This is a genomic window from Aquabacterium sp. NJ1 (genome assembly GCF_000768065.1).
Lineage (GTDB): Bacteria > Pseudomonadota > Gammaproteobacteria > Burkholderiales > Burkholderiaceae_C > Aquabacterium.
The window spans coordinates 2,790,560-2,813,174 of record NZ_JRKM01000001.1 but is presented as its reverse complement, the minus strand read 5'-3'; the positions used below and the strand labels follow the sequence as shown (position 1 = coordinate 2,813,174).

Here is a 22,615-nt window from a genome sequence, read left to right as displayed (position 1 = left end):
CAGGTCACGCCGCGGTGGCGGGCTCCAGCAAACGCGCCAGCAGCGCACCCTTGTACTGCTCGGCCAGCGGGATGCGCACGCGCAGCGGGCTGCCGGGCGCGACCTCGATGGGTGCGCCCTCCAGGTTGCGCATGGCCTCCAGCTTGACGATCTGGTTGCCGCTGGGGTGGATCACCTCGATGGTGTCGCCCACGGCGAACTTGTTCTTGACCTCTACCTCGGCCCAGCCGTCTTCGATGCCACGCACCTCGGCCACGAACTTGCTGCGCTGGAACTCGGAGTGACCGGTGATGTAGTTCTGGTACGCCTGCGCCGGGTGGCGTTGCAGGAAGCCGCCGGTGTAGCCGCGGTTGGCCATGCCTTCGAGCTGCAGCAGCAGATCGGGGTTGAAGGGCTTGCCCGCCACCGCGTCGTCAATGGCCTGGCGGTAGACCTGGGCCACGCGGGCCACGTAGTACAGCGACTTGGTGCGGCCTTCGACCTTGAGCGAATCCACCCCGATGGCGGCCAGGCGTGCCACGTGCTCCACGGCGCGCAGGTCCTTGGAGTTCATGATGTAGGTGCCGTGCTCGTCTTCCATGATGGGCATGAGCTCGCCCGGGCGCTCGGCTTCTTCCAGCAGGTAGACCTGGTCGGCAGCCGGATGGCGTTTGCCATCACCACAAGCAGAGAAAGCCTGCTCGGCCTCGGTCTGCTCGTGCGCGAAGTTGAAGTCGCCTTCCAGCTTGATGGGGATGACCTCGCCCGTGTCCGACAACTCCGAGCCGGTATGGGTCTTGTAGTCCCAGCGGCAGGCGTTGGTGCAGGTGCCCTGGTTGGGGTCGCGCCGGTTGAAGTAACCCGACAGCAGGCAACGGCCCGAGTACGCGATGCACAGGGCACCGTGCACGAACACTTCCAGTTCCATGTCCGGGCATTCCTGGCGGATCTTCTCGATCTCGTCGAGGCTCAGCTCGCGCGACAGGATGATGCGCTTGACGCCCACCTTCTCCCAGAACTTGACGGTGGCGTAGTTGGTCGTGTTGGCCTGCACGGACAGGTGCACGGCCACCTCGGGCCACTTCTCGCGCACCATCATGATCAGGCCGGGGTCCGCCATGATGATGCCGTCGGGCTTCATGGCCACCACGGGTTCGATGTCGCGCAGGTAGGTGCGCACCTTGTCGTTGTGCGCAATCAGGTTGCTGGTGACGTAGAACTTCTTGCCACGTTGCCGGGCCTCGTTGATGCCTTGCTGCAGCTGCTCCAGCTTGAACTCGTTGTTGCGCGCGCGCAGGGAGTAACGCGGCTGGCCGGCATACACGGCATCGGCGCCAAAGTCGTAAGCGGCGCGCATCTTGTCGAGCGAGCCGGCGGGCAAAAGCAGTTCGGGGGCGGGGCGGGTCATAGCCGCGTATTTTCGCGCGTTCTCGGTGGCTTGGGATGGCATTCGAACACGCGGGGCGCTTCGGGCTTAGCATCCCCGGGTGGCCGGCCGACTGCAAGCTGGCTCCACGTCTGTCACAGCCATGGCCAGCGCCCTGGCCTTCACCTGTGATCAACCTGCCTGCTGTTGCGCCTGCTGAAATGTCGACCACCGCCGCCACGCCTGAAGCCTTGAGCCACCTTGAACCCACCGCCGTGTGGGCCCACTTCGCCACCCTGTGCCGCATCCCGCGCCCCTCCAAGCAGGAGGGCCCGCTGCGTGAACACCTGCGCCAGTGGGCCGAGGGCCTGGGCCTGGCGACGCTGGTGGACCAGGCTGGCAACCTGATCGTGCGCAAACCCGCCACGCCCGGCCGCGAACACCTGCCCGGCCTGGTGCTGCAAGGCCATCTGGACATGGTCTGCCAGAAAAACAGCGATTCGAAGCACGACTTCAGCCGCGACCCGATCCAGCCCGTGCTGCAAGACGGCTGGGTGAAGGCCGAAGGCACCACCCTGGGCGCGGACAACGGCATGGGCGTGGCCATGATCCTGGCCTTGCTGGCCGACCAGAGCCTGCCGCACGGCCCCATCGAGGCCTTGTTCACCGTGGACGAAGAAGCCGGCATGGGCGGTGCGCAAGGGCTGCAACCGGGCCTGCTGCAAGGCCGCCTCATGCTCAACCTGGATACCGAGGCGTGGGGCGAGTTCTACCTCGGTTGTGCCGGCGGCATGGACGTCAACGTGGCACGCACCGGCCTGGCCGAGCCCATGCCGCCCGAGCACGATGCCTGGCGCATCAGCCTGACCGGGCTGCGTGGCGGGCACTCCGGCGTCAACATCCACGAAGAGCGGGGCAATGCCATCAAGCTGTTGGTGCGTGTGCTGCGTGGCCTGGAGGCCCTGGGTGATGTGCGCCTGGTGAGCCTGCAAGGCGGCACGGCCCGCAACGCCTTGCCACGCGAGGCCTTTGCGGTGGTCGCGGTGCCCGAGGCGCTGGCCGCTGATCTCGCCCAGGTCCTGCTGTCGTGGCAGGCCCTGTTGCAGCAGGAGCTTGAAGGGGTCGAGCCCCGCCTGGCACTGCGCGCCGAGGCCGTGCAAGCCACGCAGGTGATGGCCGCAGCCGAGCAGGACATCTGGCTGCAGAGCCTGCACGCCGCACCGCATGGCGTGCGCCGCATGAGCCAGCGCGTGCCCGGCGTGGTGGAGACCTCCAACAACCTGGGCATGGTCGAGCTCACACCCACCGGTGGCAGCTGCAACTTCATGGTGCGCTCGCTGCGCGACAGCGGCAGCCAGGCCCTGGCTGACGAGATCGTGAGCCTGTGGGCGCTGTCGGGCACCCAGGCCGAACAGAGCGGCGCCTACCCGGGCTGGACGCCCAACCCCGACTCACCCTTGCTGACGCTGTGCCAGCGCGTCTACCAGCGCGAGTTCCAGCAGGCATCGGCCACGCAGGTCATCCACGCCGGGCTGGAGTGCGGCATCATCGCGGCCAAGTACCCGGGCATGGACATCGTCTCCTTCGGCCCCACCATCCGGGGCGCTCATGCACCCGGCGAGCAGGTGGAAGTGGCCTCGGTGGCGCGCACCTGGCAGCTGTTCACGGCCATCGTGTCGGCCATCGGCACATGAACGAACCCGTCGGCATGGCGGACACCGGCAGCGCGCCCCAACGCGCGCGGTGCCCACGCTGCGAGCGGCCGCTCAAGACCTGCCTGTGCAGCTGGATCACCCCCACCGCGAACGAAACCCCGCTGTTGATCCTGCAACACCCGCTGGAGGTGCACCAGGCCAAGGGCAGCGCGCGCCTGCTGCAACTCAGCCTGCAGCGTGGCCAGACCCAGGTGGGCGAGTGCTTCGAACCGGCCGCCCTGCAAACCTGGCTGGCCCCCGCGCCAGGCGAGGCCCGGCAAGCGGTGCTGCTCTACCCCGCGCAAGCAGGCCTGCCGGCGCCATCGGCGTCCGCCAGCGAGCTGGACCCCGCCCGCACCCGCCTGGTCGTGCTGGACGGCACCTGGCGCAAAAGCCTGCGCATGCTGCACCTCAACCCCTTGCTGCAAGCCCTGCCCCGGCTCGCGCTGCAGCCGGATGCACCTTCGCGCTACCTGATTCGCAAGGCCCACCGCCCCGATCAGCTGTCGACACTGGAGGCCTGCTGCATGGCGCTGGCCGAACTGGAGCAGGCACCTGCGCGCTATGCGCCGCTGCTGGCCGCCTTTGATGCCTTCGTGGCCGATCAGGCGCGCTTCAACCCCAGGCCGTGACGGGCCTTACCCCTGCACCGGTCGAGGTCAAGAAAGCGGTTCATGCACCAGGCGCTTGTGGTCTACTGAGGGCTGCCGACCTTGCTGTTCGTCGTCTTGCATGTTGTACCGCCCACCTGGCTGCGTTCCGCATCGCCGGGTGCCAGATAACCAAGCATCCAACACGCCATGTCCGACCTGCTCACCTGGAGCAACGGTGACATCGCAAAGAAATCAGGGCCCACCGTTCAGACCAGTGTCGCTCCAGGCGCCATCTGGCGAATCCGCACGAACCTGGCGTTGCTGATCCTTGCGTGCCTGCTGCCCGGCATCCTGCTGTCGGCCTGGTTCATTGTGTCCGACTACCGGCAGCACAAGGCGCAGGCCATCGAGCGTGCCATCTCGGTGGCACGCGCGGCCGCGGCCGGCCTGGACCGGGAAATCGTCAGCGTGACGGCGGGCCTGCGTGTGCTGGCCACCACCAGTTCGCTCCAGGCCGATGACCTGGCCGATTTCTACACCCAGGCCCAAAGCGCACTGCCCTTTCAGAACATTTCCAGCTATGTGCTGATTGACGAGGCTGGCCGCCAGCAGGTCAACACCCTCGTGGCCTGGGGCGCCCCGCTGCCACTGGTGGGCGGCCCACCCCAGCTCAAGCGCATCTTCGAGCAGGGCGAGCCGGTGCTGACCGATGTGTTTGTCGGCCCGGTGACCGGCAAGCCCATCCTGGCGCTGGGCGTGCCCGTCCGGCGTGACGGGCGGGTGCGCTACAGCCTCAGTGCCGGTATCTTCCCCGACCGTTTTGCCAGTGTGCTCACCGCGCAAAACCTGCCCAAGGACTGGATCAGCTCGGTGCTGGACAGCCAGGGCAATATCGTCGCGCGCACCCACGAGATGGACCGCTTTGTGGGCCACCCCGCCGTGCCCGACCTGATCCGCATGTCCCGGCAAGTGCCCGATGGCGTGCTGGAAACCGTGACGCTGGAAGGCATCCCCGTGATCACCGCCTTCAGCCGCTCGCGGGTCTCTGACTGGTGTGTCGCGGTCGGCATTCCCCAGGCACAGATCACGGATGAGCTCAAGCGATCGCTGATCACCTTGCTGGTCATCAGCACCCTGACCTTTGCCCTGGCCCTGTGGATGGCCTGGTGGCTGGCCATGAACCGCGTCATCCAGCCCACGCAACGCCTGCTGCAGCGCATGCGGGCCATCGCGCAAGGCGAGACCCCCGACATGGCCGATGGTGAACGCGTCCCGCATGAGTTTGCGCTGCTGGAACAAGGCTTTGCCGACATGGGCGAGCGCCTGCGCGAACGTGAGCGCGAACGCGAAGCCAAACTGGCCGCCGAAGCCGCCAACCGCGCCAAGACCAGCTTCCTGTCGCGCATGAGCCATGAACTGCGCACGCCGCTCAACGCCGTGCTGGGCTTCACCCAGGTGCTGATGCTCAACCAGCGGGAGCCGCTCAGCCCGCAACAGCGCGAGATGGTCCAGCACATCGACCACGCCGGGCGCCACCTGCTGGACATGATCGGCGACGTGCTGGACGTCTCGCGCATCGAGTCCGGGCAGATGCACATCCACGCCACCGAGCTGGACGTGGCCACGCTGGTCCAGTCCTGCCACGAGATGATGGCGCCCCAGGCCCAGGCCGCCGGCTTGCACTTCAACGTTTCCATGCAGGGCGAGACCGGGTTGGTGCGGGCCGACCCCACGCGCCTCAAGCAGGTGCTGCTCAACCTGCTGAGCAACGCCATCAAGTACAACCGCCCCGACGGCAGCATCACGCTCAGCGCCACACGCCATGGCCCAAACGTGCGGTTTGCCGTCAGCGACACCGGGCTGGGGATGGGGCCGGAGCAGCTCCAGCACCTGTTCGAGCCCTTCAACCGGCTCGGGCGGGGCAGCAGCGCCATCCCCGGTGCCGGCATCGGCCTGGTGATCTGCAAGCAGCTGCTGGAGCTGATGGGCAGCACCTTGCACGTGCACAGCGCGCCTCAGCAAGGCAGTGAGTTCGTGTTCGAGTTGCCCTCGATCACGCCCTGAGCCACCCGCCGAGACTTGTCCGATTTCCTGTTGCTTCCGTGCGCGCCCTGTTGCATATTGCCTCCATGGGGGGGCAGGCGCTCATTTATTGTTCCGCCGAAATAGCCCTTTCGCTATCCTGTCTAATCCGATGCAGATGCCCGGCGTACCTGGCTGCTGCATATCCAGCAGTTGATGACCGTCCGTCCGGGGAGGCAGCATGGGTCTTTCACAGCACGATCCGGCGTTGCATGGCGCCTGGAGCGATGCGCTTGGTGCGTGGCAGAACGAGCACGTCGACCTCGGCGCGCTGATGGCCGCTATGCCCGACCTGGTCTGGGTCAAGGACCTCCAAGGCGTCTACCTGGCCTGCAACCCCGAATTCGAACGCTTCTTCGGTGCGCGACAAGCCGACATCGTGGGCAAGCGCGATGAAGATTTTGTCGGCCAGGCTCAGGCCGAGCACTTCCGGCTGAGCGACGAGGCCGTGGTGGCCACCGGGCGCTCCTTCACCTCCGAATCGCAGCTGACCTATGCCAGCGACGGGCACCAGGTGCTGGTGCAATCGCTCAAGACCCCATTGTTTGACGCCCATGGCCGCATCTACGCGGTGGCCGGCGTTGCGCGCGACATCACCGCCCTGCGCCAGGCGCAGTTGGAGTTGCGCAAGATCAACCGCGCCGCCCGCTTGCTGGGCGAGTGCAGCAGCATGCTGATCCAGGCGCAAGACGAAGCCGCATTGCTGCACCGGGTGTGCGAGCTGGCCGTCAACGAGGCCGGCTACCTGATGGCCTGGGTGGGCGTGGCCGAAGACACCCCAGGCAAACCGGTGCGTGCCACCGCCTGGGCGGGCTCGGCAGGCGATTACCTGCAAGACCTGCACATTTCATGGGCCGATGACGCCAATGGGCAAGGCCCGAGTGGCACGGCCGTGCGCACCATGGCGCCGGTGTGCAACCAGAACGTGCTAACCAACCCGGTCATGGCCCCCTGGCGTGACAAGGCCATTCGGCACGGCTTCCAGTCGTCCGCCGCCTTGCCTTTCCTGCTGGACGAGCACACGGTTGGGGTGCTCACGCTATACGCTCCAGAGCCCGACGCCTTCCAGCAAGAAGAAGTCGACCTGCTCACCAAGCTGACCGCGACCCTGAGCTACGGCTTGAGTGCGATCAGGGCTCGCCACAGCCGTGACCAGGCCCAGCAGGAGCTGGAGGAGCACCGCAGCCACCTGGAGCAACTGGTCGGCCAACGCACCCAGGAGCTGGAACAAGCCCGCAACGACGCGGTGCTGGCCAACCGGGCCAAGAGCACCTTCCTGGCCAACATGAGCCACGAGATCCGCACGCCGATGAACGCCATCATCGGCCTGCTGGCCTTGTTGCGGCGTGATCTGCACGAGCCCAACCAGATCCAGAAACTCGATCAGGCCGATGCCGCCTCGGCCCACCTGCTGCAGGTCATCAACGACATCCTGGACATCTCCAAGATCGAGGCGGGCCGCCTCACGCTGGCCGAACGGGACTTCGACCTGCGTGAGGTGGTCGCCCATGTGTTCGACCTGGTACGCGGGCGCGCCTCACAGGCCAGGGTGGACCTGGTGCAGGACCTGGACACGGCCTTGCCCAAATACCTGCATGGCGACGACATGCGCCTGCAGCAGGTGCTGCTGAACTTCGCCAGCAATGCCGTGAAATTCACCGAGCGCGGGCGCGTGTCGCTGTCGATCCGGCTGATCCCGCCACCGCCCGGGTGCGAGCCCAACGGCCGGGTCTGGCTGCACATGGCCATGCAGGACACCGGCATCGGCATTGCCGAAGACAAGCTTGAGACCTTGTTCAAGGCCTTCGAGCAAGGCGACCGCTCCAACACGCGCCGCTTTGGCGGCACCGGCCTGGGCCTGGCCATCAGCAAACGCCTGGCGGAGTTGATGGGCGGGCGCATCGGCGCGCTCAGCGCACCCGGCCAGGGCAGCACCTTCTGGGTCGATTTGCCCTTCAAGCCAGCCCACCACGCGCCCAGCAGCGGCACCGCCCAGGCGCCACGCCAACCGGCTGTGCGCCCGGACCAGCTCAAGGGCGTGCGCGTCCTGCTGGCCGAGGACAACGCTGTCAACCGCCTGGTCACCATCGAGGGTCTGGCCGGCTCGGGCATCGAGTTCGACGTGGCGCTCAACGGCGAGGAGGCGGTCATCAAGGCTAGCCGCCATCACTACGACCTCATCCTCATGGATGTGCAGATGCCGCTGATGAACGGCCTGGAGGCCACGCAACTGATCCGCCAGCTGCCGGGTTGCGCCACGCTGCCCATCGTCGCCATGACGGCCAATGCCTTTGAAGAGGACCGCCAGGAATGCCTGGCCGCCGGCATGAACGACCACATCAGCAAGCCCATCGCGCCCTCGCTGCTGCTGGAGCGCATTGCCCGCTGGGTGAGCGAGCGGCCTGCGCAGCACGGCTGATGCCGGCCCGGCCGGGCTCAGTAGTGCGGCGGCAATTCGTCGCGCAGGCTGCGGAAACCGCCTGCAGAGGCGTCCGATGCCTGCTGGCGCAACTGGATGACCTCATTGATCAGCAAGTCGATCTGCTGCTGCTGGCGCACCACCAGCTGGTTGAGGTGGTCCAGCAGGTCTTCGGTGAACCCGGCCTTGATTTCCAGATCGGTGAGCCGCTTGTCGATAAGATCGGTGTGTTCCATGCCCGTATTGGACCTGAAAAGGCCAGGGGGCAACACCCCCGCCCATGCAAGACACCCCCTTTCGCCGATCACTGCGGCTGCTGACCACCCGCCGCTTCGGCACCTTCTGGTTTGCCAGCCTGCTGGCCAACATCGGCACCTGGGCCCAGCAAGTGGCCCAACCCTGGTTGATGCTCAGCCTGGGGGCCTCGCCCTTCCTGCTGGGGCTGGACACCTTCGCCTCGGGCGCGCCAGTACTGCTGCTGACCCTGGTGGGCGGCGCGCTGGCCGACCGCGCCGACCGCCGCCGCATCATCACCGTGTTCCAGTCCATCCAGATGCTGTGCCCGGTGCTGCTGGTGGTTCTGATCCTGACCGGCACCGTGCAGCCCTGGGTCGTGATCCTGATGTCGCTGATCGTGGGCATCACGGATGCGCTGTCCATGCCTTCATTCCAGTCCATCGTGCCCTCGATCGTCGAGCGTGAGCAGATCCCCTCGGGCATTGCGCTCAACACCACGCAGTTCAACCTCTCGCGCATCCTGGGGCCGGCCATCGCCGGCGTGCTGATGACCAGTGTGGGCATGGCCGGGGCCTTCGCGGTCAGTGCGGCGTCCTACTTGCCCTTCATCCTGGTGGCGCTGTGGGTGCTGCCGCGTTACACACCCAGCGCCGACTCGACACGCTGGCCCTCGCGCCAGCAGCTGGTGCAGGGCGTGCAGGAGGTCTGGCATCAAGCGCCCTTGCGCGGCGCCTTGCTGACGGTGTTCACCACCAGCGTGCTGTGCGCCCCGCTGATCACCTTCTGCCCTGTGCTGATCAAGGCCGCCTTCCAGGGTGACGCCGCGCGCTTCAGCTTGACGGTGGGCGCGTTTGGCGTGGGCGGCCTGCTGGGCGCCACGGCGCTGCTGGCCATTGACCCGACCCGCGACCGCCGCCCGCTGAGCTCATGGGCGGCCGTGACCTATGGCGTGATCGTGGTGCTGGCGGCGCTCAACCGCTGGGCCTGGGCCTTGCCGGCCTTGTTCGTGCTGGCCGGCATCGTGATGACCACCAGCAATGCCTCGGCCAACGCGCTGCTGCAAGCCACGGCGCCAGTCCGCATCCGCGGCCAGACCGTGAGCCTGTTCATGCTGGCCATGCGCGGCGGCCTGGCCTTGGGCGGGCTGCTCACGGGTTTGACCGTGAGCGCGCTGGGCGTGCGCCAGGCCTTGCTGCTCAACGGCCTGCTGGCCATCGGCGCGCAGCTGGCCAATGGCCGCGCCTGGCGACGCGCCGAGCTTCAGAGCACGTCGTCCTTGTAGACCAGGTGCAGCGCGCCATTGGCCGCGTGAATGCGCTCGTTGCCGATCATCAGCGCGGCCGAGTGCGCATCACGCAGGTGGCGCGTGACGCTGTAGGGCGAATCATTGCGGTAACCCGTGGTGCCGGTGATGCGCAAGGCCTTGGTGCAGATCTCGGCCACCAGCTCGGACGCATTGATCTTGAGGTGGTTGAGCTCGACGGCAAAGCCCACGGATGACAGCATGTCCTTGCCACCATCGGGCTGGTTGATGAGCATGTCGTAGTAGGCGGCGCGTTCGCGCACCTGGGCGCGCATCAGCTGCAGGCGCGCGCCCACTTCGCTCAGGCGCGGTGCGGTGGGTGGCGTGCTGCCGCCCATGCGCTTGGCCGTCTCGCGCACAAAGGCGCGGGCGCGGGTCACGGCGTCGGTGGCGATGCCCAGCCAGGCCGATGCCCACAGGATGTGGGCCCACGGCACCATGGTGTGCGCGTTGATGTCGGCAAACGGGTCAGGCACGATCTGGTCGGGCTGGAAGCGGGCGGTGATGACATAACCCGGGCTGCAGGTGCCGCGCATGCCCATGGCATCCCAGGTGCTGGTCTGCTGCATCTCGCACTGGCTCTTGCTGACCAGCACCAGGGCCTGGTCGCTCGCGGCCGAGGTGTTGGTGCGGCGCACGGTCATCAAGAGGTCTTCACCGTCTTCACCGTAGGACACCACGGTGCCGTCCTTGCGCACGGTGCAGGTGTCGCCGTCTTGCTCGATGTTGCAGATGCTGGTGCGTACCGAACCGCCCACGCCCGCTTCAGACGTGACGGAGGCGATCAGGCGCTGGTTGCGCACCAGCTCGTTGAGGTAGTTCTGGAAGTAGGGCGTGTGGCCGTGGCGCACGAGGCAACCCACCTGCACCTGGTGCATGGCAAACACCATGGCGGCCGAGGCACAGCGCTGGCCCAGCGCTTCGCACATCAGGCCCAGTTCGACGATGGACGAGCCCTTGCCACCCAGCGCCTCGGGCACATAGGCCGCCAGCAGTTTCTCGGCCTTGAGCGCGTCGATGGCCTCGCGGGGGAAGCGCCCCTCTTTGTCCACGGACACAGCCGCAGGGCCGGCCACCTCGCGGGCGATGCGGCGAACGGCTTCGATGCGGTCAAGGGCGGCAGGGCTGATGGTCATGATGGGTGAGCTCGCTGGCGTTTGAAAGACGGATGCCCCCACCTTACTGAGCCCAAAGCGCCGCGGCGTTGACGCAGCACAAATCCAGCGCGGCATACGGCGTGTGCGCACCACCCGATTCAGGCGGGGGCGCTCCAGTGCGCAGCCGCAAACGCGGCGATGAAGCGTGGCAGCGCCGCCTCGGGCAGGACGTCGATGCCGGCCGCACGCGCGCGGCCGTTGCCGCCGAAGGCCTGGCACACCGTGGCCGCACCACCGGGCTGCAACAAGGGCGCGCGCAGGCTCACGCTGTAGCCGCCCTCGGCTCGCCAGCACAGCACGGCGTGGGCCTGCTCGGGTTGCGCATTGGCCAGCTCGTTGGCCAGCACGCCCTGCACGCGGCGGGCCCAGGCTGCATCGGGCAGGCACAGCACCCGGCCCTGCGGGCCTTGCCACAGGGGCTTGATTTGCTGCGCCTGGGCCAGGTCGGATTGGCGCAGCGCATCCAGCTCGTCGGCCAACGCTTCGTGCGCCAGCAGGTCCAATGGGTCTTGGTAGCGGGCCAGCAGGGCGTACAGGCGGGCGGGCGGCAGGTGCACATCGGCCTCGGTGTTGCCATAGGCGTTGTAGTTGATGCCTTCGCCCAGGCGGCGCAAGGCCGTGCGCTGCGCTGCGTCCAGCCCTGAAGCGATGGCGAGCCGGTCGGCCACGGCGGTGAGGTTGTCGCCATAGGCACCCACCAAGGCCCAGTGGCGGCAAGCCCCGTTGAGCAAACGGTCCACCAGCAGGCTGGTGCACACCTCGCTGCCCAGGTCCACATGCGCCTGCAGCAAGGAGTGCTCGGGCACGGCACCCGTGGCATGGTGATCCACGTAACGCACGCGCACACCGGCATCCAGCAACTGCTGCAACGCAGGCTGGTTGCGCTGCATGGACAGGTCGAACACATTGACCTCGTCGCCTGGCCGAGCCTGCGCAGGCACCTGGGCCAGCAAGGCAATGTCGCGCTTGAGGCCCGTGATCAGCGTGGCCGGGCCCGGCTCATGCCAGCGCCATTGCACGGTGGCACACAGGCCATCGGCATCACCGTTGCAGACATCGAAGCGTTGCATGGGCTCGGTCCCCCTCCGTCAAGACGCCGTCGCGGCCAGCCATTGAGCGGCCAGCGCCTGGGCCGACCAGGGCTGGGTCGCGTCCACGACGAGGGTGTGGGCGCGCTCGCTGTCCAGCAAGGGCAGGGCTTGCGCCAGTTGGGCCTGCAGCACGGCCAGGTCCGCCTCGGACGCGTCATGCCCCTGGGTGCGCCGGGCCACGATGCGCTCGCACAGCACCGCGTGCGGCGCCTGGCAATGCAGGATGTGAAAGGGCACGCCCAACTCTTGCGCCAGCGCGTGAAAGCGGGCGCGGTCGGCCTCGTGCAGGAAGGTGGCGTCCACGATGACGGGCCAGCCGGCGGCCAGGGCCCCTTGCGCCAGCTTGCGCAAACGCGCATAGGTGGCCTCGGTGGTCTGCGCGTCGTAGATACCACCGGCCACCTGGCCGGAAGACACCGCGCCCGGCCCCAGCCCGAACAGGCGCTTGCGCACCACGTCCGCACGCAAGCGGATGGCATCGGCCTGCTCCAGCAACTGGCCGGACACGAAGCTTTTGCCCGAGCCCGATACGCCGTGCGTGATCAGCAGGCGCGGTGCAGGCGGCTCGATCAGGCGCAGCGCCAGCGCCAGGTAATCCGGGCCCTGATCCTGCGCCCCCTGATCGGCGCGCAGGCGGGCCACCAGGGCCCTCACCATGGCCCGGTAGACCAGGTAGTAGCGCAGCACGGGCAGGCCCGCGTGGTCACCGCGTTCATCAAGGTAGCTGTTCAGGAAACGCCAGGCCAGGTCGGCACGCGCATGGGCCAGCAGATCCATCACCATGAAGGCGATGTCATTGAGGCCGTCGATCCAGCGCAAGGCGGGGTCGAACTCGATGCAATCAAAGGCTGTCACCTCCTCGCCCAGCACGACCGCGTTGGCCAGGTGCAGGTCACCATGGCCTTCGACGATGCGGCCTTGCGTCTTGCGCAGCAGCCAGGTGCCATGCAACTGCACGGCCTGCGCGTGCAACCAGGGGCGCAGGCGCGCACAGGCGCTGTCACAGCCATGCGCCGCCAGGCCATCGAGCAGGTTCTCGACGGGCTGGGTGATCTGCGCCGGGCTGCCCCAGTCGCTGTCAGGCTCGGCCATGTCAGCGGTCTGGTGGAACACGGCCAGGCGGCGGGCCAGGCGCTCCAGCTGCGCACCCTCCAGACGCCCCGCGGCCAGACGCTCACTGAGCAGGGCGCCTGGCTCGAACTGCTTCATCTGCAGCACGTACTCGATGGCGGGTTCCTCATCGGGCAGGCCGGGGCGCAAGGCCTTGCCCAGGCGGGGTGCCTGGGCGCTACCCACCACCGGTCGGACGTCCAGGTACAGATCGGGCGCCAGGCGGCGGTTGAGCCACAGTTCCTGCATGCAAAGCTCGCGCCGCACGGCCAGCTCGCTGAAATCCAGGAAGAACAGCTTCACCGGCTTCTTGATCTTCCAGGCATGGGTGCCATCCAGCAGCACCCAGGAGATGTGGGTTTCGATCAAGCGCGCCTGCCATTCCCGTTGCAGATGTTGAACCAGCTCGCTCGACATGGAAGCCCCTCACGCCATGGGTTTGCGCCACACACTGGCCAGCCAGGGCTGCTGCGCGCGCGGCAGGCCCTCCGGCCGGTAGTAGTGCATCAGCTCGACAAAGCCGGCGGCCTGCATGTAGGCACGCCAGCCCTCCAGCTCATGGTAGACGCCATAGCGCCCGCCTTGCCAGCCCTCCTGCCCCTGGCCGCGCGGGTTGGAGCAAAACAGCACGCCGCCGGGCCTGAGCGTGTCAGACAAGGCACGCAGCACACGCGGCAGCGCCTGGCTGGGCACATGGAACAGGGAGGCATTGGCGAACACGCCATCGAAGCGCGCAGGGGGCAAGTCCAGTGCCAGGAAACTTTGTTCCAGCACTTCGCAGCCGCTGTGCTGGCGCGCCATGGCGGCGAAGCTCGGCGAGCCTTCCAGGCCAACGGCGCGGTGCCCCATCTCGGTGAAGGTCTTGAGATCCCGCCCCGGCCCGCAGCCGAAATCCAGGATGTCGAACGGCGCAGGCGCTTCCATGAAGCGCAGCAGGGCCGCGATGTTCTGGCTCACATCGTGGTCGCGCGTGGCCTGCCAGAAGGGCTCGGCCCGCGCTTCATAGTGCGCCAGGGTATCGTCGGCAATGTGCTGCAGGTCTTGCTTGCTGAGGTCCATGCCTCATGTTGACACAGCCAGCATCAGGGTGCAGAGGCCGGCGTCGGCGCCACCGCGGCAGCGGTCGGCTTTTTCTCACGCGTGAGGAAGATCAGCGGGATCAGGATGGGCACCAGCACCGCGAAATAGACCATCAGCATGCCATCGGCCGTGGACGCGATGGGCGAGGCCAGATCCTGGGCGGCCTTTTCGCCGGCGGTTTCCTCGGCCTCCACGGTGACGTCATAGGTGTGCGACAGGTTGGCGTGGATACGGCCTGTGCGCAGCGTGTGCCCCTGGATGTAGCGCTTGCCTTCGAGTGTGCCGTCATGCCACCAGCTGCCATCGGCCTGCTGCACGAAATCCATCGCCTTGGCCTGGGCCGCTTCTTCTTCGCTCAGGCCGGCAGGCAGCGTGAGGTGGAAGTCGCCGGTGGTGACGCCGTCCACGGTGACCAGGAAGGGCTGGAAGCGCGCGGTGGCCTTGCCCTTGAGCGGCGAGCCCAGCAGGGCGACCAGGTCTTCGGGGGCCGTGAAGATGTAGTGATGGCGCTCGCCCAGGATGACGAACTGCTTCTTGTCCTGCGTGATCATCACCGTGGACACCTTCTCGGTGTAGGTCTGGCGGGTGACCTTGGGCGTGCTGCTGCAACCGGTGCCAGCCAGGGTGACCTGCAACAGGCTCCAGGCCACGATGAGTCTGCGGTTCGGGTTCATGGGGCAATCCTTCAGGGCGCAAACAAGGAAGGTAGCGCCTTCAAGCCCGCCTGGCGGCCCGCGCCCCTGCAGAAAGGGATGACCCAAGGAGCCAATCGAGTGACCCTGCAGCCCACTCGGCCCTCTCGGCACGGGTTTGTTCGCAATCAACCCACCACGTGAAACGGGAAGAGTTCACGGCGACCTCATCTTTGTGCGGCCATGTCCGTTGCACCGGGGGGATGCTCGGCCCTCAAGGTTGGCGGTGTTTGAGACGATATCCCTCAGGACACCCACCCTCAACTCAGACCATGTGGATCCCTGACGCCCTCTACCGCAAGCTGCCCGTGATTTACGCAGCCGCTGGCGCCGCCTTGATCCCCGCCTTCGGCCTCAACGGGCCCAGTGTGCTCAGTGCCGCCTTGTTGATGGGCGCTGGCGCGCTGACTGCTGTGTGGCGCTTCAAGCACCGCCAGCCGCCCGAGGCGCCCACGCTCACCCCGAAGCAGGAGTGGGCGCAAAGGCGAGCCAAGCGCGATCAGACGCTCAACACGCAATAGCTGGCCGCAACTCAGTAGTTGAGCAGCATCACGTAGCTGCCCGCCACCGCGCCGGTTGTCCCGCCGCCGTACACCACCCGTATCGACAGCGTGTTGCTGCCGCCTGTCGCGTTGGTGATCGTCACGTTCTCGACCTTGCCCGTGCCCTTGATGCTCGAAGCCAGCAAACGCCCGGCGAGGTTATAGACATACAGATTGGCGTTGGCCGTCGAGTTGGGCATGAGCGTGATGCTCAGGCGCTTGCCACCCGGCAGGGAGAACTTGTAGTAATCCACGTCGCTGGAGCTGGCCAGGAACCCGTTGACCTGCATGGGCGCGGACGGGATCACCTGCGCCGTGGAGATGCTGTTGTTGGGCTCGACCTCCACGATCGTGGTTGCCAGCATGGAAGGGGCACCCGCCGCATCCACGGCCGCGCTGGCATCCACGATGCCCGCCCCGCACTGCGCACAGGGAGCCGGGAAGGGCCGCGCGCTGGCCTGCAGGCGTGTCTGCACATCGTCCGGCGTCAGGCTGGGGTTCTTCGACAACATCAGGGCCGCCACACCGCTGACGTGCGGCGTGGCCATCGAGGTGCCCAGGTAAGTGCCATACGAATCGGTGGTGGGTGAAGTCAGCCCGGCGTTGATCGTCGAGGTGATGCCGTCGCCGCCATCGCCACCGGGCGCCGCAATCGACACCACCGCGCCATAGTTCGAGTACGAGGCCTTGCCCCCATCGCGCCCCACCGCCGCCACCGCAATCACGCCCGCGCAGCTGGCGGGTGTGAATTGGCCGGCATCCCCATTGTTGTTGCCGGCGGCGGCCACCACCACCGCGCCACGCGCGCGCACGGCATTGATGCTGCTCTGGAAGGTGCTGTCACAGGCACCCGTGGCACCCATGGACACATTGATGACCCGCGCGGGCGTCGTGTTGGCAGGCACACCGCTGATCGCGCCCCCCGCCGCCCAGTACATGCCATCGGCCACGTCGGACATGTAACCACCACAACGGCCCAGCGCACGCACGGGCAGCACCTTGGCGCCGAAAGCCACACCGGCCACGCCGTCGGCGTTGTTGGTCACCGCGGCAATGGTGCCGGCCACGTGCGTGCCGTGCCAGGAACTGTTGGTGGCCGCCGAGCCACTGGCGCAAAAGCCGGCGTCGGTGGCGTCGCCCGGGTCGCTGGCATCGGCATCGCGACCATTGCCGTCGTTGGACACCTTGGTGTCGTTGATGAAGTCATAACCCGGCAGCAGGTTGGCGGCCAGGTCGGCATGCGGGCGCACACCCGTGTCCACCACGGCCACCACCACACCGGCCCCCGTGGCCTTGTCCCAGGCCGCAGGTGCGTTGATGCCGCCACTGGCCTCGTACAGATCCCACTGATAGCCGTAATACGTGTCCGAGGGCGTCATCATCGGGTAGACGATGCGATCAGGCTCGGCATACTCGACGCTGGCATCCCCCGCCTTCAGCTCGTCGGCCAGTTGCCGCACGCGCGCCAGCGGCAGGTGCCGATCCAGCTTGATCACGTCGGCACCCAGCCCCATGCGGCGCAGGTGGCTGAGCTTCACCCCTTGCCGGTTTGCGGCCACGCGGGTGCTGTCCATCTGGGCCGCGCTGGGTGCTTTGGTGGAGGACGCGTCACGGTATTTGACGACCAGGCGATCCGTGAACTGCTCGGGCGCCAGGGTATTGAGCGGCCCATGCGGCTGTTGCCACGGCTGGAAGGGGGGCATGGCATGGGCCACGGTCACCGACACCAGGCCCACCAGGGCGACGCACTGTGCCAGATGCGAAAGACGGATGCTGCGCATGAGGGGCCTCTACTGCTTCTTCTACTGCTACGACGATCTGCTGCGGCGTGAGCCCACCGCCGGGGGATTGTTGCCCAGCCCATCAAAAGGGATGGGCGAGCGTGACCGACTTTATGAGCCACGTCAAATCACCCCACTGCGTGCTAACCCTTGTGTCCCCCTGCTCGGGTGGGCGCCCTGCTGCGCCGTCATCACCCGTCACCATAGACGGGCTGGGCAGGCTCGGCCCTCTTTCAGATCAACACCGGCTTGGCTCAGGAAGTACGACCTGGCGTCCAGCGCCCGAGCCCGGCATGCCGCCGCCCATTTTTGCTGCTTGTCGGTCTCCAGCACCGCTTGCATGGCGAACAACCAGGCTGACTGCGGCCAGGACCGCTGATAAGCACGCACAAAACGAAGGGTTTCATCGCGGTAGGCCGGCACGCCTGTCTTTTTGTACATCAGGTAGCCCGCCAGGGCGTAGTCATAACTGGCAGCAATGGGGCGCTGAATAAGGCCGTCATCACCCAGGCCCAGCTGAGCCTGCTCGATGCGTGCCGCCCTGAAGAAATGCAAGGACGCCTCGGTCTGGCCCTCCAGCGCCAGCAGCATCGATTTCGCGAGAATGTTGTCAAAGCCCCAGCCGGTGGTCGCCTGCCGAACCTGGTCGAGGTTGCGATCCTTGCCGCCCGTGGCTTGCCAAGCCACCCAGGTGTAGATCGGCAACATGAAGTCGTTGCGAGACTGTTCGCCCCATTGCGCCTTGGCCACCACCTCGTCGTACGCCGCCTTGAAGCCCTCGCGCCGCAGCGCCGCCTGCCGCAGCCGTGCCGAAGAGCCCCATTGCGAGGGCACATAGCTGTATTGGCCCTGGCGCTCGCGCAACAGCGCGATATCCGCATCACTGGGCAACCGGTCGATCACAGCCTGCATGTGCAGGTACCGACGGGTCACATCCTGTCGGTCGATCTGGACCTTGTCGAGTTGCTTGCGATTCAGCCAATCCTGAATGCCCTTCAGGTCCAGGCCTTGCAAGCGGTGTCCCGCCATGGGCGCAGTCCAGACTGGCCAGTACTTCGCTGAGGCCGCTCGCTCGGTGAACAAGGACCAGGCCTGGTCTGCCTGCCCGGTGAGCAACAAGAAGCTGACGGTGTCAAACCACGCGAACTCACCGTCGTAGCGCCGCAGACGTGTCTGTGATGCCACCAAGGCGTCGGGAATGCGCCCTTCGATCTGGGGCACCCTCACGCGCGCCAGCAAATCGGAGTCGCTCCCCGATCCAATGCGCCGAACGCGTTCGTAATACTTCTTGGCAACATCGGGCTCGCCAATGAAGTAGAAAGCATGCGCGGGATAAGCCCACGCGTGTGACTCACCGACACGATCGTCAACGCGCTGGCTCAGCGGGCGCTCGTCGACCACCTTGAGCGCGTCAGCCAGACTCGCCCCATCCTTCAGCATGGACAGCGCCAACTCCGTTCGCCATTCCAGACTCTGGGGATCAGCAGCCACACGCTTTTGCAACTCTGCCTTGGAAACTTCTTCCATGAACGGCATATGAGGCGAAAACAGAGGCGGTGTCGCCAGCACCGCCATCGGCGGCGAGCTTGCGCTGGCCTTGACCGTGGTCGGGGGCACCGGTGTCACCTCCAAGCCCCCAGGCTCAGCGCCCAACATGACATCGTTCATAGACGGCGCCAGGAAAAAGGCGGGATCCCCCGGCTTGCGGATTCGCATCCCGGCCTGCTGCCCTGGAACAAAGCGATCAAACCTCATGACCACCAGCAATCGCCTCTCTGCCGAAGTGGTTGCGGCCACGGCCTGGTCGTTCATGATGTTGAAGTTGTCCGTCCAGCCGTGTTCGGTGAGCGAGTAGCCGTCGTACCAGCGCTCGTTATGCTGGTAATTCACCGTGGTTTGCACAAAGTCATGCACCATGGCGCGCTCATGCTTGAGCAACACGTCGTAGCTGCCTTGCGGCTTGTTGCCTTGCTCAAACAGGTACTTGGCCCGCTGCAGGAAGGGGTGCTCGGCCACATCCAGCGGCAAGCGCTTCCACACCTCACGCGCCGCGTCCTGGCGCCCCTGAACTGAAGCGTAGTAATCGAACTCCTTGTAGCTCGCAGCGATGCGCCAATCCTGGTAGAGCTGTTTTTCAGCTTGTGTGGACGATCTGGCTGGCGCCACCTCACCAGGCTCCTGTTCAGCGCGGCATTTGGCGGAAGGCATGCCGCCAGGGAAGCGCCGCTCAATCACACAAAAATCAACGGTGCTGAAGGGCTCCTCGACATCCGTACGCGCGCGCATCACCGCGCTGGCGAAGGCAGGCAAGGCGGCCTGCAAACGCAACGCCTCCTGGTCCCTCGCATCGTCCTGCGAGCGAACCGGCGCCTTGCTCGTTCGCTCGGACAAGGACAACAAACGGGCCAGCGCAGACACCACGGGGTCAGCCAGACTCACATAAGGCGTGATCGTTGGCGTGGTGCTGCCCGGCGCCAATTGCCTCAAAGCCAGATCGCGAATGGCCGCACCGGAACCGACCGGCTCCAGCCCGCGACGGCTCCAGACCAGTGCCTTGGCCAGCCAGGCCAGCTTCGCAGGCGATTGCTGCTGGTCCACCCCGGCCAGTTCGGCGCCATAGATCGGCAACAAAGTCCCGATCGCCAAGGCATGGCAAGCTTGCTGAACCACAGACGCATCCGCCGGCAGATTCGCCAGCGCCCAGACTCGCGCCTCACATGCTCCTCGTGCCCTGGCAGCCTGAGGGGCGCGACCCACCACCCCGACCTGGCGCAACAACTCGGGCAACGCTGCCACGAGGCTCTCCAAGGCCTTGTCCTGCTCGGAGGGCAAATCAACGGTCTTGTGCGCCACGCGCTTGCCGTCAGCGCCTTGCGCGACCAAGCTCACAAACGCATGGTTCACACCATCGTGGCCCAGATACAGCGCCAGCAATTTCTGCTTCGGGTACTGCCTTGCCAGACGTTCGATGGCACCCTCATCCAGCCGACGCGCGAAAGGGCCATAGGCATCAACCACCTCGGTCTGCCCGGTTGCAGGCACACCGGACGCCGCCACCAGCCAATCCAGTTCAGCCCCTATCTGCGCGGCAAACACGCGAGAAAAGCCAAAAGCCTGGGTTTGAACCGGCAGCGCCATGTATGCAGTTCCCGCTGGCACGGCGCTCGGCACCGCTACGCCCTGCACCCTTGCCGACGACTTGAAGCTTGTCAGCGCCAACGCCTTGGTGAAATAGTCGGGTTGAGGCCAGTTGCCCGGATGCTGCTCGTGCGGCATTGGCGGCAGGCTGGCACGCCATTCAGGCGTACCAGGCATCACAGAAGGTGGAAACACCGCGGCCGACTGCGCTTGCACCGCCAAAGCCCACGTGCACATGAGCACAGCCCCCATCCCACGCGCGCACCGCTTCCAGACGCCTGTATGCATCCTGACTCCCTGATTGGTGTTGAACCGACGCCTTGGGCGCCGCTGGCTGCACAGTATCCCAAAGACCGCAGAACAAGACCGCCAGACACCACCGGTCTTTCCCGAACAACACCAACCCGATCCAGATCAAGTGCACAGGCTGAAAATGGCATCTACACTGGTCTTGTCCCTTTTGAAAAAGAAGCCCCTTATGCAAGTCCTGCTGAACACCGACACCCACATTGACGGCCGCAAAGGCATGGCTGAACACCTCGAGACCGTCGTCAAGGAAGCGATGCACCGCTTCGGCGAGCACGTCACGCGTGTGGAAGCCCATGTGACCGACACCGTCAGCCACGCCAAACCCAACCCGGACGACATCGTGTGCACGCTGGAAGCCCGCCTGAGCAAGTTCGAGCCGGTGGTGGTGAAAGACCACGCGCCCAACGCGCACCAGGCCATTCAAGGCGCCGTGGCCAAGCTCAAGCGTGCCGTGGCCACCGCCATCGAGAAGCACGACACGCGCCGCAGCCCGGCCCCCGAGTTGCCCTCGGACACCGACGAGGCCTGATCCGGCCTGAGCGAGGTCTCAGGAGGCGACGCGCTGCCAGCGGCCGTCGTCTGCCAACACCTCGATCACACAGTCCGACGCGGCCACCGGGTCGATGGACCCGAACCATTCGGCCGCGTTGGCACCCTGGGCCTTGGCCTGCTTCAACAACTCGGCCCAGCGCGCCTTGCTGATGCGCGCCTCGCGCCGCAGCGGCTCCCCACCCAACAAACGCCGCGGGCTGATGCCCAGCCGGTACACGCCGTTGCCCAGTTGCTTCATCACCTCCAGCGTGGGTGCTTGCGGCTTGCCATTGACCAGGATGCTTTTGAGCGCGGAAGGGTCATGCTGCTGGTTCAGGGAGAACCAGGCCACCGGGCACTCCACGGCAGGGGTGTCAGGCGTGTCTTGCGGCAGGATGTAGCCGTTTTCCAGGATGCGCAGCAGGTGCACGCCCAGGGTGTAGTGCCAGGCCAGCATCGGGGCTGCGGCCGCGTTGGAAGAAGCGTTCATGGGCGCCATTGTGGCCGAGCCGCTTCGCCCCCCGGTACACGCGCCGCCGCGCATCCATTACAGTTCACGCCCGGCCACGTTTTGCGGCCATCCCCGTTTTTGCCCCCCTCGTGTCCCACGGAGGCCTCATGACCGACCACTACGCCGCGCTTGGCCTGGGCAGTGCCGCCACCCTGGCCGACATCAAGAAAGCCTTTCGCCAGAAGGCCTCGCAGTACCACCCGGACCGCAACAGCGCCCCGGATGCCCCTGCCCGCTTTCGGGCCGTGCAGGAGGCCTACGATGTGCTGTCCGACCCCGACAAACGCCAGGCCTACGACGACAACCGCCGCCGCAACCTGCTGGACAGCCCGATCGACACGGCCCGCGACATCTGGCTGAACTACTTCAGCGCGCTGATCTGAGCCGAAAGGCCATTTTTGGCTTTTTGACCCCCTCAGCACCGCGTTTTCCCGTTTTTTGCCTTCATTTGCCTGCATTTCCATGAACCTGTCCCCCGCCTTCCACCATTTGCGCGCCGCCTACCAGGCCGAGATGGACGACCTGAGTTTTGACTCCGAGGGCAAGGACGTGCTGCGCCAGCGCCTGGCCGACAAGCGCAAGTCCCTCGATTTCCTGCTGCAGATGACCGAGCTGGCGCCCGAGATGGTGGCCGTGGTCTTCCACCAGGCCTTCCGCTTCACGGAGCCGGGCGTGATGAACCAGGTCGTCAGCGGCGAGCTGGACGAATGCCCCGACTGGGACGAGATCCGCGCCAGCGTGCAGATCGCGCCCTGGGCCCAGGCCATGGCCGACACCTTCCTGCAGCAGGCCGACGGCCAGCGCTTCATGACCGTGGCCGCCGCCCTGGCCTACCTGTACGACCGCCCGGATGGCCGTGCGCAGCTCGCATCCAGCGAGGATGAAGACGGTGACGAGGACCTGCCGCCCGAAGAGCGCGACGACGACGAAGACGCCCGCGCCCGTGACGAAGCCGGTGCCGACTGGCTGGCCGAACAAGGCTTTGACCGCAAAGACTGAC

Annotated in this window: 19 protein-coding genes; 9 read left to right on the top strand and 10 right to left on the bottom strand. The window is 66.4% G+C overall.

Annotated features, from left to right (window positions below):
* Positions 1 to 4 precede the first annotated feature (4 nt).
* A complete protein-coding gene (yegQ, locus tag JY96_RS12015; protein ID WP_035037709.1) occupies positions 5 to 1,387 on the bottom strand; it encodes a tRNA 5-hydroxyuridine modification protein YegQ in 1,383 nt (460 codons plus the stop codon).
* A 179-nt stretch (positions 1,388 to 1,566) separates the two neighbouring features.
* Here yegQ and JY96_RS12010 point away from each other — a divergent pair, with 179 nt between their 5' ends.
* From JY96_RS12010 to JY96_RS22255, 4 genes are all read left to right on the top strand, one after another.
* On the top strand, positions 1,567 to 3,039 hold the full coding sequence (locus tag JY96_RS12010) for an aminoacyl-histidine dipeptidase (protein ID WP_035042510.1): 1,473 nt from the start codon (positions 1,567 to 1,569) through the stop codon (positions 3,037 to 3,039).
* The gene (locus tag JY96_RS12005; RefSeq protein ID WP_081961214.1) at positions 3,036 to 3,671 is read left to right on the top strand and encodes a tRNA-uridine aminocarboxypropyltransferase; all 636 of its coding nucleotides are present in this window, start codon (positions 3,036 to 3,038) and stop codon (positions 3,669 to 3,671) included. The genes JY96_RS12010 and JY96_RS12005 overlap by 4 nt, the downstream gene beginning before the upstream one ends.
* A gap of 168 nt (positions 3,672 to 3,839) precedes the next feature.
* The gene (locus JY96_RS22260; protein WP_052162450.1) at positions 3,840 to 5,696 is read left to right on the top strand and encodes a sensor histidine kinase; all 1,857 of its coding nucleotides are present in this window, start codon (positions 3,840 to 3,842) and stop codon (positions 5,694 to 5,696) included.
* 199 nt (positions 5,697 to 5,895) lie between these two features.
* Entirely contained in the window at positions 5,896 to 8,133 is a 2,238-nt protein-coding gene (locus JY96_RS22255) for an ATP-binding protein (protein WP_081961213.1), read from the top strand.
* A 17-nt stretch (positions 8,134 to 8,150) separates the two neighbouring features.
* Here the strand turns inward: JY96_RS22255 and JY96_RS11990 are convergent, their stop codons facing one another.
* Positions 8,151 to 8,369, bottom strand: a complete 219-nt coding sequence (locus JY96_RS11990) for a SlyX family protein (RefSeq protein WP_035037707.1) — start codon at positions 8,367 to 8,369, stop codon at positions 8,151 to 8,153.
* 44 nt (positions 8,370 to 8,413) lie between these two features.
* Between JY96_RS11990 and JY96_RS11985 the strand changes: the two genes are divergently transcribed.
* Positions 8,414 to 9,652 (top strand): MFS transporter, encoded by a 1,239-nt coding sequence (locus JY96_RS11985; protein WP_035037705.1) that lies wholly within the window; start codon positions 8,414 to 8,416, stop codon positions 9,650 to 9,652.
* On the opposite strand, the gene JY96_RS11980 is transcribed toward JY96_RS11985, so the two are convergent.
* The 5 genes from JY96_RS11980 to JY96_RS11960 form a co-directional block, all read right to left on the bottom strand.
* Positions 9,631 to 10,809: an acyl-CoA dehydrogenase family protein gene (locus JY96_RS11980; RefSeq protein ID WP_052162448.1), complete on the bottom strand. Its 1,179-nt coding sequence runs from the start codon at positions 10,807 to 10,809 to the stop codon at positions 9,631 to 9,633. The genes JY96_RS11985 and JY96_RS11980 overlap by 22 nt on opposite strands.
* A gap of 119 nt (positions 10,810 to 10,928) precedes the next feature.
* The gene (locus JY96_RS11975) at positions 10,929 to 11,900 is read right to left on the bottom strand and encodes a hypothetical protein (protein WP_035037703.1); all 972 of its coding nucleotides are present in this window, start codon (positions 11,898 to 11,900) and stop codon (positions 10,929 to 10,931) included.
* An 18-nt stretch (positions 11,901 to 11,918) separates the two neighbouring features.
* Positions 11,919 to 13,448: a bifunctional aminoglycoside phosphotransferase/ATP-binding protein gene (locus tag JY96_RS11970; RefSeq protein WP_035037700.1), complete on the bottom strand. Its 1,530-nt coding sequence runs from the start codon at positions 13,446 to 13,448 to the stop codon at positions 11,919 to 11,921.
* A 9-nt stretch (positions 13,449 to 13,457) separates the two neighbouring features.
* Entirely contained in the window at positions 13,458 to 14,090 is a 633-nt protein-coding gene (locus tag JY96_RS11965; RefSeq protein ID WP_035037699.1) for a bifunctional 2-polyprenyl-6-hydroxyphenol methylase/3-demethylubiquinol 3-O-methyltransferase UbiG, read from the bottom strand.
* Between the two features lie 23 nt (positions 14,091 to 14,113).
* The gene (locus JY96_RS11960; RefSeq protein WP_035037698.1) at positions 14,114 to 14,785 is read right to left on the bottom strand and encodes a hypothetical protein; all 672 of its coding nucleotides are present in this window, start codon (positions 14,783 to 14,785) and stop codon (positions 14,114 to 14,116) included.
* A 290-nt stretch (positions 14,786 to 15,075) separates the two neighbouring features.
* On the opposite strand from JY96_RS11960, the gene JY96_RS11955 reads away from it, so the two are divergent.
* The gene (locus JY96_RS11955; protein ID WP_035037697.1) at positions 15,076 to 15,324 is read left to right on the top strand and encodes a hypothetical protein; all 249 of its coding nucleotides are present in this window, start codon (positions 15,076 to 15,078) and stop codon (positions 15,322 to 15,324) included.
* 11 nt (positions 15,325 to 15,335) lie between these two features.
* On the opposite strand, the gene JY96_RS11950 is transcribed toward JY96_RS11955, so the two are convergent.
* Together JY96_RS11950 and JY96_RS11945 are read right to left on the bottom strand one after the other, a co-directional pair.
* Positions 15,336 to 17,126 (bottom strand): S8 family peptidase, encoded by a 1,791-nt coding sequence (locus JY96_RS11950; RefSeq protein WP_200883495.1) that lies wholly within the window; start codon positions 17,124 to 17,126, stop codon positions 15,336 to 15,338.
* A gap of 198 nt (positions 17,127 to 17,324) precedes the next feature.
* Positions 17,325 to 20,501, bottom strand: coding sequence for a hypothetical protein (locus JY96_RS11945; RefSeq protein WP_152606478.1), 3,177 nt, complete (start codon positions 20,499 to 20,501; stop codon positions 17,325 to 17,327).
* Between the two features lie 241 nt (positions 20,502 to 20,742).
* On the opposite strand from JY96_RS11945, the gene JY96_RS11940 reads away from it, so the two are divergent.
* On the top strand, positions 20,743 to 21,102 hold the full coding sequence (locus tag JY96_RS11940; RefSeq protein WP_035037695.1) for an HPF/RaiA family ribosome-associated protein: 360 nt from the start codon (positions 20,743 to 20,745) through the stop codon (positions 21,100 to 21,102).
* 18 nt (positions 21,103 to 21,120) lie between these two features.
* On the opposite strand, the gene JY96_RS11935 is transcribed toward JY96_RS11940, so the two are convergent.
* Positions 21,121 to 21,594, bottom strand: coding sequence for a hypothetical protein (locus JY96_RS11935; RefSeq protein WP_152606477.1), 474 nt, complete (start codon positions 21,592 to 21,594; stop codon positions 21,121 to 21,123).
* 128 nt (positions 21,595 to 21,722) lie between these two features.
* Here JY96_RS11935 and JY96_RS11930 point away from each other — a divergent pair, with 128 nt between their 5' ends.
* Positions 21,723 to 21,998 (top strand): DnaJ domain-containing protein, encoded by a 276-nt coding sequence (locus JY96_RS11930; protein ID WP_035037692.1) that lies wholly within the window; start codon positions 21,723 to 21,725, stop codon positions 21,996 to 21,998.
* A gap of 79 nt (positions 21,999 to 22,077) precedes the next feature.
* Positions 22,078 to 22,614, top strand: coding sequence for a hypothetical protein (locus JY96_RS11925; RefSeq protein ID WP_035037690.1), 537 nt, complete (start codon positions 22,078 to 22,080; stop codon positions 22,612 to 22,614).
* Position 22,615: the final 1 nt, after the last annotated feature.

What these genes read in the sequence shown, in the direction of transcription:
- yegQ (WP_035037709.1), bottom strand. Translation starts at nt 1,387, where the DNA reads ATGACCCGCCCCGCCCCCGAACTGCTTTTGCCCGCCGGCTCGCTCGAC.
- JY96_RS12010 (WP_035042510.1), top strand. Translation starts at nt 1,567, where the DNA reads ATGTCGACCACCGCCGCCACGCCTGAAGCCTTGAGCCACCTTGAACCC.
- JY96_RS12005 (WP_081961214.1), top strand. Translation starts at nt 3,036, where the DNA reads ATGAACGAACCCGTCGGCATGGCGGACACCGGCAGCGCGCCCCAACGC.
- JY96_RS22260 (WP_052162450.1), top strand. Translation starts at nt 3,840, where the DNA reads ATGTCCGACCTGCTCACCTGGAGCAACGGTGACATCGCAAAGAAATCA.
- JY96_RS22255 (WP_081961213.1), top strand. Translation starts at nt 5,896, where the DNA reads ATGGGTCTTTCACAGCACGATCCGGCGTTGCATGGCGCCTGGAGCGAT.
- JY96_RS11990 (WP_035037707.1), bottom strand. Translation starts at nt 8,369, where the DNA reads ATGGAACACACCGATCTTATCGACAAGCGGCTCACCGATCTGGAAATC.
- JY96_RS11985 (WP_035037705.1), top strand. Translation starts at nt 8,414, where the DNA reads ATGCAAGACACCCCCTTTCGCCGATCACTGCGGCTGCTGACCACCCGC.
- JY96_RS11980 (WP_052162448.1), bottom strand. Translation starts at nt 10,809, where the DNA reads ATGACCATCAGCCCTGCCGCCCTTGACCGCATCGAAGCCGTTCGCCGC.
- JY96_RS11975 (WP_035037703.1), bottom strand. Translation starts at nt 11,900, where the DNA reads ATGCAACGCTTCGATGTCTGCAACGGTGATGCCGATGGCCTGTGTGCC.
- JY96_RS11970 (WP_035037700.1), bottom strand. Translation starts at nt 13,448, where the DNA reads ATGTCGAGCGAGCTGGTTCAACATCTGCAACGGGAATGGCAGGCGCGC.
- JY96_RS11965 (WP_035037699.1), bottom strand. Translation starts at nt 14,090, where the DNA reads ATGGACCTCAGCAAGCAAGACCTGCAGCACATTGCCGACGATACCCTG.
- JY96_RS11960 (WP_035037698.1), bottom strand. Translation starts at nt 14,785, where the DNA reads ATGAACCCGAACCGCAGACTCATCGTGGCCTGGAGCCTGTTGCAGGTC.
- JY96_RS11955 (WP_035037697.1), top strand. Translation starts at nt 15,076, where the DNA reads ATGTGGATCCCTGACGCCCTCTACCGCAAGCTGCCCGTGATTTACGCA.
- JY96_RS11950 (WP_200883495.1), bottom strand. Translation starts at nt 17,126, where the DNA reads ATGCGCAGCATCCGTCTTTCGCATCTGGCACAGTGCGTCGCCCTGGTG.
- JY96_RS11945 (WP_152606478.1), bottom strand. Translation starts at nt 20,501, where the DNA reads ATGTGCACGTGGGCTTTGGCGGTGCAAGCGCAGTCGGCCGCGGTGTTT.
- JY96_RS11940 (WP_035037695.1), top strand. Translation starts at nt 20,743, where the DNA reads ATGCAAGTCCTGCTGAACACCGACACCCACATTGACGGCCGCAAAGGC.
- JY96_RS11935 (WP_152606477.1), bottom strand. Translation starts at nt 21,594, where the DNA reads ATGAACGCTTCTTCCAACGCGGCCGCAGCCCCGATGCTGGCCTGGCAC.
- JY96_RS11930 (WP_035037692.1), top strand. Translation starts at nt 21,723, where the DNA reads ATGACCGACCACTACGCCGCGCTTGGCCTGGGCAGTGCCGCCACCCTG.
- JY96_RS11925 (WP_035037690.1), top strand. Translation starts at nt 22,078, where the DNA reads ATGAACCTGTCCCCCGCCTTCCACCATTTGCGCGCCGCCTACCAGGCC.